The organism is Streptomyces sp. NPDC031225 (genome assembly GCF_055570355.1).
Genome location: NZ_JBVIHJ010000001.1, coordinates 109457 through 118304, shown reverse-complemented (window position 1 = coordinate 118304; position 8848 = coordinate 109457). Strand labels below are relative to the sequence as shown.

General features: G+C 70.0%; 7 protein-coding genes. 6 read left to right on the top strand and 1 reads right to left on the bottom strand.

Translation table 11 applies throughout. The features are described 5' to 3' along the window. Nucleotides 1-116 precede the first annotated feature (116 nt). Nucleotides 117-617: a transcriptional regulator BldD gene (bldD, locus tag ACZ48Z_RS00520; RefSeq protein ID WP_152786397.1), complete on the bottom strand. Its 501-nt coding sequence runs from the start codon at nt 615-617 to the stop codon at nt 117-119. 251 nt (nt 618-868) lie between these two features. Here bldD and pyrR point away from each other — a divergent pair, with 251 nt between their 5' ends. The 6 genes from pyrR to carB all read left to right on the top strand — a co-directional run bounded on the left by pyrR (nt 869) and on the right by carB (nt 8828). Beyond that, nucleotides 869-1435 (top strand): bifunctional pyr operon transcriptional regulator/uracil phosphoribosyltransferase PyrR, encoded by a 567-nt coding sequence (pyrR, locus tag ACZ48Z_RS00515; protein WP_468733580.1) that lies wholly within the window; start codon nt 869-871, stop codon nt 1433-1435. A gap of 81 nt (nt 1436-1516) precedes the next feature. After that, nucleotides 1517-2494, top strand: a complete 978-nt coding sequence (locus ACZ48Z_RS00510; protein ID WP_468733579.1) for an aspartate carbamoyltransferase catalytic subunit — start codon at nt 1517-1519, stop codon at nt 2492-2494. Between the two features lie 5 nt (nt 2495-2499). Then, nucleotides 2500-3786 carry a dihydroorotase gene (locus ACZ48Z_RS00505; RefSeq protein ID WP_468733578.1) on the top strand — a complete coding sequence of 429 codons (1287 nt, stop codon included), beginning with the start codon at nt 2500-2502 and terminating at the stop codon, nt 3784-3786. After that, on the top strand, nt 3783-4361 hold the full coding sequence (locus ACZ48Z_RS00500; RefSeq protein WP_468733577.1) for a PH-like domain-containing protein: 579 nt from the start codon (nt 3783-3785) through the stop codon (nt 4359-4361). The genes ACZ48Z_RS00505 and ACZ48Z_RS00500 overlap by 4 nt, the downstream gene beginning before the upstream one ends. Next, a complete protein-coding gene (gene carA, locus ACZ48Z_RS00495; protein ID WP_468733576.1) occupies nt 4358-5527 on the top strand; it encodes a glutamine-hydrolyzing carbamoyl-phosphate synthase small subunit in 1170 nt (389 codons plus the stop codon). Before ACZ48Z_RS00500 ends, carA begins: the two co-directional genes overlap by 4 nt. After that, nucleotides 5520-8828: a carbamoyl-phosphate synthase large subunit gene (gene carB, locus ACZ48Z_RS00490; RefSeq protein WP_468733575.1), complete on the top strand. Its 3309-nt coding sequence runs from the start codon at nt 5520-5522 to the stop codon at nt 8826-8828. The genes carA and carB overlap by 8 nt, the downstream gene beginning before the upstream one ends. Nucleotides 8829-8848 lie beyond the last annotated feature (20 nt).

Here is an 8848-nt window from a genome sequence, read left to right as displayed (position 1 = left end):
CCTCTCTCCCCCCCCCCCCCACCCCCCCCACCCACCCCCCCCCCCCCCCATCCCCCCCCCCCCCCCCCCCCCCCCCCCCCCCCCCCCCCCACGTTTCTGCTGAGGCTGGGAGCGGCTCAGCTCTCGTCGTGGGACACCGCGCGGCGCGCGTCCGCGTCCAGCACGCCCCAGCTGATCAGCTGTTCGGTGAGGACCGAGGGCGACTGGTCGTAGATGACCGCGAGTGTGCGCAGGTCGTCCTGGCGGATCGAGAGCACCTTGCCGTTGTAGTCGCCGCGCTGGGACTGGATCGTCGCCGCGTAGCGCTGCAGGGGGCCGGCCTTCTCGGCCGGGACGTGGGCCAGTCGCTCCAGGTCCAGGACCAGCTTCGGCGGCGGCTCGGCGGCCCCGCCCGGAGTGGTGCCGGGCAGCAGCTCCTGCACCGGGACCCCGTAGAAATCCGCCAACTCGGCAAGGCGCTGCACGGTCACCGCACGGTCGCCACGCTCGTACGAACCGACCACGACCGCCTTCCAGCGTCCCTGGGACTTCTCCTCGACTCCGTGGAGGGAAAGGCCCTGCTGGGTGCGGATGGCCCGGAGCTTGGCCCCGAGCTGTTTGGCGTATTCGCTGGACATATAGCTCCCCGGACACTGGATCGGCGCGGCTGAGTGGTCCCGACCGCGCGTCTGGTAACTCACTGTGAGGTTACGCAGCGTGACTCTTCTGCGTCAAGCCGAATGGTCCACACCGACTCTTCCGGGGAAGGTGTGTCCGATTAGGCCAAGGGGGTGATCAGGGGCGTCCCCCCGGCCTGGTAGCGTGGATGGCGCAAATCCGACGTCCTTTAAGGTCCGTCCCGTGAGGCGGAGAAGGAGGTCCGTTTCATATGGACAAGCAGCAGGACCCGCAAGCCGCCGACACCCGGCCCGTACTCGAGGGCCCCGACATCGCCCGTGTGCTGACCCGCATCGCCCACGAGATCGTCGAACGCGCCAAGGGCGCCGACGACGTGGTGCTGCTCGGCATTCCCACCCGAGGCGTCTTCCTCGCCCAGCGGCTCGCCGCCAAGCTGGAGGAGATCACCGACCGCACGATCCCGGTCGGCTCGCTCGACATCACCATGTACCGCGACGATCTGCGCATGCACCCGCCGCGTGCGCTGGCCCGCACCGAGATCCCCGGTGACGGCATCGACGGCCGCCTGGTCGTCCTCGTCGACGACGTGCTCTTCTCCGGCCGCACCATCCGTGCCGCCCTGGACGCGCTGAACGACATCGGGCGCCCCCGCGCGGTGCAGCTCGCGGTCCTCGTCGACAGAGGCCATCGCGAACTGCCCATCCGCGCCGACTACGTCGGCAAGAACCTCCCCACGTCGTTGCGGGAGACGGTCAAGGTCCAGCTCGCCGAGGAGGACGGTCGCGACACCGTGCTGCTCGGCGTGAAGCAGACCTAGCAGCAGGCCGACGGGCACGCCTCGCCCCGGCATGCCCCCGCCTGCCCGTAATCTCCCGAACTTCTTTACGGAGCCTGACAGATGCAGCGTCATCTCATCTCGGCCGCCGACCTCACCCGCGACGACGCCGTCCTGATCCTCGACACCGCCGAGGAGATGGCCAGGGTCGCCGACCGGCCGATCAAGAAGCTGCCGACCCTGCGCGGCCGCACGATCGTCAACCTCTTCTTCGAGGACTCCACGCGTACGCGCATCTCCTTCGAAGCCGCCGAGAAGCGCCTCTCCGCGGACGTCATCAACTTCACCGCCAAGGGATCCTCGGTCTCCAAGGGCGAGTCCCTCAAGGACACCGCCCAGACCCTGGAGGCCATGGGCGTCGACGCCGTCGTCATCCGGCACGGCGCCTCCGGCGCGCCCTACCGGCTCGCCACCTCCGGCTGGATCGACGCGGTCGTCATCAACGCCGGCGACGGCACCCACCAGCACCCGACGCAGGCCCTGCTGGACGCCTTCACCATGCGCCGCCGGCTCGTCGGACGGGACGCCGGGCTCGGCCAGGACCTCTCCGGCAAACGCATCACCATCGTCGGCGACGTCCTGCACAGCCGTGTCGCCCGCTCCAACGTCGACCTGCTGCACACCCTCGGCGCCGAGGTCACCCTCGTCGCCCCGCCCACCCTGGTGCCGGTCGGCGTCGGGAGCTGGCCGTGCGAGGTGTCGTACGACCTGGACAGCACGCTCGCCAAGTCCGACGCGGTGATGATGCTGCGGGTGCAGCGCGAGCGCATGAACGCCGCGTTCTTCCCGACCGAGCGCGAGTACTCCCGCCGTTACGGCCTGGACGGCGACCGCATGGCGCGGATGCCGGAGCACGCCATCGTGATGCACCCGGGCCCGATGGTGCGCGGCATGGAGATCACCGCCGAGGTGGCCGACTCCGACCGCTGCACCGTCGTGGAGCAGGTCGCGAACGGAGTCTCCATCCGGATGGCCGTTCTGTACCTGCTGCTCGGTGGCAACGAGCCCGCCCTCTCCCACACCCGTACCGAGGAGAAGTAAGACCCATGAGCAAGATTCTGATCCGCGGTGCGAAGGTCCTCGGCGGCGAGCCGCAGGACGTGCTGATCGACGGCGCGGTCATCGAGGCGGTCGGCACCGGGCTTCCGGAGGAGGGCGCCGAGGTCGTCGAGGCGGCCGGCAAGGTGCTCCTTCCGGGCCTGGTCGACCTGCACACCCACCTGCGCGAGCCCGGCCGCGAGGACTCCGAGACCGTGCTGACGGGCACGCGCGCGGCGGCCTCCGGCGGCTACACCGCCGTGTTCGCCATGGCCAACACCTTTCCCGTCGCCGACACCGCCGGCGTCGTCGAGCAGGTGTACCGGCTCGGCCAGGAGCACGGCTACTGCGACGTCCAGCCCATCGGGGCCGTCACCGTCGGCCTGGAGGGCAGGAAGCTCGCCGAGCTGGGTGCCATGCACGAGTCGGCGGCCGGTGTCACCGTCTTCTCCGACGACGGCAAGTGCGTCGACGACGCCGTGATCATGCGCCGCGCGCTGGAGTACGTGAAGGCGTTCGGCGGGGTCGTCGCCCAGCACGCGCAGGAGCCGCGGCTGACCGAGGGCGCCCAGATGAACGAGGGCGTCGTCTCGGCCGAGCTGGGGCTCGGGGGCTGGCCCGCGGTGGCCGAGGAATCGATCATCGCCCGGGACGTCCTGCTCGCCGAGCACGTCGGGTCCCGCGTCCACATCTGCCACCTGTCGACCGCCGGGTCCGTCGAGATCGTCCGCTGGGCCAAGTCCCGCGGTATCGACGTCACCGCCGAGGTGACCCCGCACCACCTGCTCCTCACCGACGAGCTGGTGCGGTCCTACAACCCGGTCTACAAGGTGAACCCGCCGCTGCGCACCGAGCGGGACGTGCTCGCCCTGCGCGAGGCGCTCGCCGACGGCACGATCGACATCGTCGCCACCGACCACGCCCCGCACCCGCACGAGGACAAGGACTGCGAGTGGGCCGCGGCCGCCATGGGCATGGTCGGCCTGGAGACCGCGTTGTCGGTGGTGCAGGAGACCATGGTGGACACCGGGCTCCTGGACTGGGCCGGGGTCGCCGAGCGCATGTCCGTCCAGCCCGCGAAGATCGGGCAGGCGAGCGGCCACGGCCGTCCCGTCTCGGCTGGTGAGCCCGCCAACCTCACGTTGGTCGACACGGAATACCGTGGGTCGGTGGACCCCGCGGGCTTCGCCTCGCGCAGCCGCAACACTCCGTACGAGGGGCGTGAGCTGCCGGGCCGTGTCACGCACACGTGGCTCCGGGGCAAGGCCACGCTCGTCGACGGGAAGCTCCAGTGACATCACTCACCCTGCTGGCCAACGGTCTCGCTGCCGATAGGAAGTCGGCCGAGGTCACCGACTGGGCCGCCCGTGTCGGCTGGCTCGTCGGCCTCGCCCTGTTCGTCGCGCTCGTCTACTGGCTGATGCGCGAGGGCTGGAAGTGGCGCGGCACGCTCCAGGGCGACCTGCCCGAGCTCCCCACCGCGCCGGACGAGCCGGGCCCGGCGAAACTGGTCATGAGCGGCCGATACCACGGCTCAACCACCGCGGGACAGTGGCTCGACCGGATCGTCGCGCACGGCCTCGGTACCCGCAGCCGCGTCGAGCTCACGCTGACGGACGAGGGCCTGGACGTCGTGCGCCCCGGCGCGACGGACTTCTTCATCCCCGCCGACGCCCTGCGCGAGGCCGTACTGGGCAAGGGCATCGCCGGCAAGGTCCTCACCGAGGGCGGGCTCCTCGTGGTGACCTGGGCCCACGGCGAACGGCTGATCGACTCAGGGTTCCGCTCGGACCGCGCGGCCGAGCACACCGAGTGGGTCGACGCCATTAACTCCATGATCAACACGACGGAAACGGAAGGCGCACGATGACGACCTCCACGAAGGGGAACGCCTCGCAGAGGAAAGAGGTGTCTCCCGCGGTACTCGTCCTGGAGGACGGCCGGGTCTTCCGCGGCCGTGCCTACGGGGCCGTGGGGGAGACGTTCGGCGAGGCCGTGTTCTCCACCGGCATGACCGGATACCAGGAGACCCTGACCGACCCGTCGTACGCCCGCCAGATCGTCGTCGCCACCGCCCCGCAGATCGGCAACACGGGCTGGAACGACGAGGACGACGAGTCCCGCCGCATCTGGGTCTCCGGCTACGTGGTGCGCGACCCCGCGCGTGTGCCGTCCAACTGGCGCGCCAAGCGCTCCCTGGACGACGAGCTGGTCGCGCAGGGCATCGTCGGCATCAGCGGCATCGACACCCGCGCGCTCACTCGCCATCTGCGCGAGCGTGGCTCCATGCGCGCCGGGGTGTTCTCCGGCGAGGCGATCGCCCCCGACTCCGAGCTCGTCGCGCGCGTGCAGGCCCAGCCGCACATGAAGGGCGCCTCGCTGTACGAGGAGGTCGCCACCAAGGAGACGTACGTCGTCCCCGCGATCGGTGAGAAGAAGTTCACCGTCGCCGCGATCGACCTCGGCATCAAGGGCATGACCCCGCACCGCATGGCCGAGCGCGGCATCGAGGTGCATGTGCTGCCGGCCACGGCGAGTGTCGACGAGGTCTACGCCGTCGACCCGGACGGCGTGTTCTTCTCCAACGGCCCCGGCGACCCGGCGACCGCCGACGGCCCCGTCGCACTCATGACCGCCGTGCTGGAGCGCAGGACGCCCCTGTTCGGCATCTGCTTCGGCAACCAGATCCTGGGCCGCGCCCTCGGGTTCGGCACCTACAAGCTGAAGTACGGCCACCGGGGCATCAACCAGCCCGTGCAGGACCGCACCACCGGCAAGGTCGAGGTCACCGCGCACAACCACGGCTTCGCCGTGGACGCGCCGCTCGACAAGGTCAGCGAGACCAGGTTCGGGCGGGTGGAGGTCTCGCACGTCTGCCTGAACGACAACGTCGTGGAGGGACTCCAGCTGCTCGACCAGCCGGCCTTCTCCGTCCAGTACCACCCCGAGGCGGCAGCGGGTCCGCACGACGCCGCCTACCTGTTCGACCGCTTCACGTCTTTGATGAGCACCGTCATGGAGGGCCAGCGTGCCTAAGCGCACCGATATCCAGTCCGTCCTGGTCATCGGCTCCGGCCCGATCGTCATCGGCCAGGCCGCCGAGTTCGACTACTCCGGCACGCAGGCGTGCCGCGTCCTCAAGGCCGAAGGCCTGCGCGTCATCCTCGTCAACTCCAACCCGGCGACGATCATGACCGACCCGGAGATCGCCGACGCCACCTACGTCGAGCCGATCACCCCGGAGTTCGTCGAGAAGATCATCGCCAAGGAGCGCCCCGACACGCTGCTGCCCACCCTGGGCGGCCAGACGGCCCTCAACACGGCGATCTCGCTGCACGAGTCCGGCACCCTCGACAAGTACGGCGTCGAACTGATCGGCGCCAACGTCGAGGCCATCAACAAGGGCGAGGACCGCGACCTCTTCAAGGACGTCGTGGAGGAGGTCCGCAAGAAGATCGGGCACGGCGAGTCCGCCCGCTCGGTCATCTGCCACACCATGGACGACGTCATCCAGGGCGTCGAGACACTCGGCGGCTACCCGGTCGTGGTCCGCCCCTCCTTCACCATGGGCGGCGCCGGCTCCGGCTTCGCGCACGACGAGGAGGAGCTGCGCCGCATCGCAGGACAGGGCCTCACGCTCTCGCCGACCACCGAGGTGCTCCTGGAGGAGTCCATCCTCGGCTGGAAGGAGTACGAGCTGGAGCTGATGCGCGACAAGCACGACAACGTCGTGGTCGTCTGCTCCATCGAGAACTTCGACCCGATGGGCGTGCACACCGGCGACTCGATCACCGTCGCGCCCGCGATGACGCTGACCGACCGCGAGTACCAGCGGCTGCGTGACGTCGGCATCGCGATCATCCGCGAGGTCGGCGTAGACACCGGCGGCTGCAACATCCAGTTCGCGATCGACCCGGTCGACGGTCGCGTCATCGTCATCGAGATGAACCCGCGCGTGTCGCGCTCCTCGGCGCTCGCCTCCAAGGCGACCGGCTTCCCGATCGCCAAGATCGCCGCGAAGCTCGCCGTCGGCTACACGCTGGACGAGATCCCCAACGACATCACCGAGAAGACCCCGGCGTCCTTCGAGCCGACGCTCGACTACGTGGTGGTCAAGGCCCCCCGGTTCGCCTTCGAGAAGTTCCCGTCGGCGGACTCGACGCTGACGACCACCATGAAGTCGGTCGGTGAGGCCATGGCGATCGGCCGCAACTTCACCGAGGCCTTCCAGAAGGCGCTGCGCTCCCTGGAGAAGAAGGGCAGCCAGTTCACCTTCGTGGGTGAGCCCGGCGACAAGACGGCCCTCCTGGAGGAGTCCGTACGGCCCACCGACGGCCGCATCAACACCGTCATGCAGGCCATCCGCGCGGGTGCCACTCCGGAGGAGGTCTTCGAGTACACGAAGATCGACCCCTGGTTCGTCGACCAGCTCTTCCTGATCAAGGAGATCGCGGACGAGCTGGCCGCTGCCGAGCGACTGGACGCCGAGCTGCTCGCCGAGGCCAAGCGGCACGGCTTCTCCGACCAGCAGATCGCCGAGATCCGCGGCCTGCGCGAGGACGTCGTCCGCGAGGTGCGGCACGCGCTCGGCGTGCGCCCGGTCTACAAGACCGTGGACACCTGCGCGGCCGAGTTCGCCGCCAAGACGCCGTACTTCTACTCCTCCTACGACGAGGAGAGCGAGGTCGCGCCCCGGACCAAGCCCGCGGTGATCATCCTGGGCTCGGGTCCGAACCGCATCGGCCAGGGCATCGAGTTCGACTACTCCTGTGTGCACGCCTCCTTCGCGCTGTCCGACGCCGGGTACGAGACGGTGATGGTCAACTGCAACCCGGAGACCGTCTCCACCGACTACGACACCTCCGACCGGCTGTACTTCGAGCCGCTCACCCTGGAGGACGTCCTGGAGATCGTCCACGCGGAACAGCAGGCGGGGCCGGTCGCGGGCGTCATCGTGCAGCTCGGCGGACAGACCCCGCTGGGCCTGGCGCAGGCGCTCAAGGACAACGGCGTGCCGATCGTGGGCACCTCGCCCGAGGCGATCCACGCCGCCGAGGACCGGGGCGCCTTCGGCCGCGTCCTCGCCGAGGCGGGCCTCCCGGCCCCCAAGCACGGCACCGCCACCACCTTCGCCGGCGCCAAGGCCATCGCGGACGAGATCGGCTACCCGGTCCTCGTACGGCCCTCCTACGTGCTCGGCGGCCGCGGCATGGAGATCGTCTACGACGAGACCCGCCTGGAGTCCTACATCGCCGAGTCGACCGAGATCAGCCCCTCGCGGCCGGTCCTGGTCGACCGCTTCCTGGACGACGCGATCGAGATCGACGTCGACGCCCTCTACGACGGCCAGGAGCTGTACCTCGGCGGTGTGATGGAGCACATCGAGGAGGCCGGCATCCACTCCGGCGACTCGGCGTGCGCACTGCCGCCGATCACCCTGGGCGGCCACGACATCAAACGGCTGCGGGCCTCGACGGAGGCCATCGCGCGCGGGGTCGGCGTGCGCGGACTGATCAACATCCAGTTCGCGATGGCCGGGGACATCCTCTACGTCCTCGAAGCCAACCCGCGCGCGTCCCGTACCGTCCCCTTCACCTCGAAGGCGACCGCGGTACCGCTCGCCAAGGCCGCCGCCCGCATCTCGCTGGGCGCGACCGTCGCCGAACTGCGTGCCGAGGGCCTGCTCCCGGCGAACGGCGACGGCGGCGAGCTCCCGCTCGACGCGCCGATCTCCGTCAAGGAGGCCGTCATGCCGTGGTCGCGCTTCCGCGACATCCACGGCCGCGGCGTCGACACCGTCCTCGGCCCGGAGATGCGCTCCACCGGCGAGGTCATGGGCATCGACTCCGTCTTCGGCACGGCGTACGCCAAGTCGCAGGCTGGCGCCTACGGCCCGCTGCCGACCAAGGGCCGGGCGTTCATCTCGGTCGCCAACCGGGACAAGCGCTCGATGATCTTCCCGGCGCGCGAGCTGGTCGCCCACGGCTTCGAACTGCTCGCCACCTCCGGCACCGCCGAGGTCCTCAAGCGCAACGGCATCAACGCCACCGTCGTGCGCAAGCAGTCCGAGGGCACCGGGCCGAACGGCGAGAAGACCATCGTCCAGCTCATCCACGACGGCGAGGTCGACCTCATCGTCAACACCCCGTACGGCACCGGTGGCCGCCTCGACGGCTACGAGATCCGTACGGCGGCCGTGGCACGGTCGGTCCCGTGCCTGACGACGGTCCAGGCGCTCGCCGCCGCCGTCCAGGGCATCGACGCCCTCAACCACGGTGACGTGGGAGTCCGTTCGCTCCAGGAACACGCGGAACACCTGACCGCGGCCCGCGACTAGCAGCCCTGAGGGGGACACCG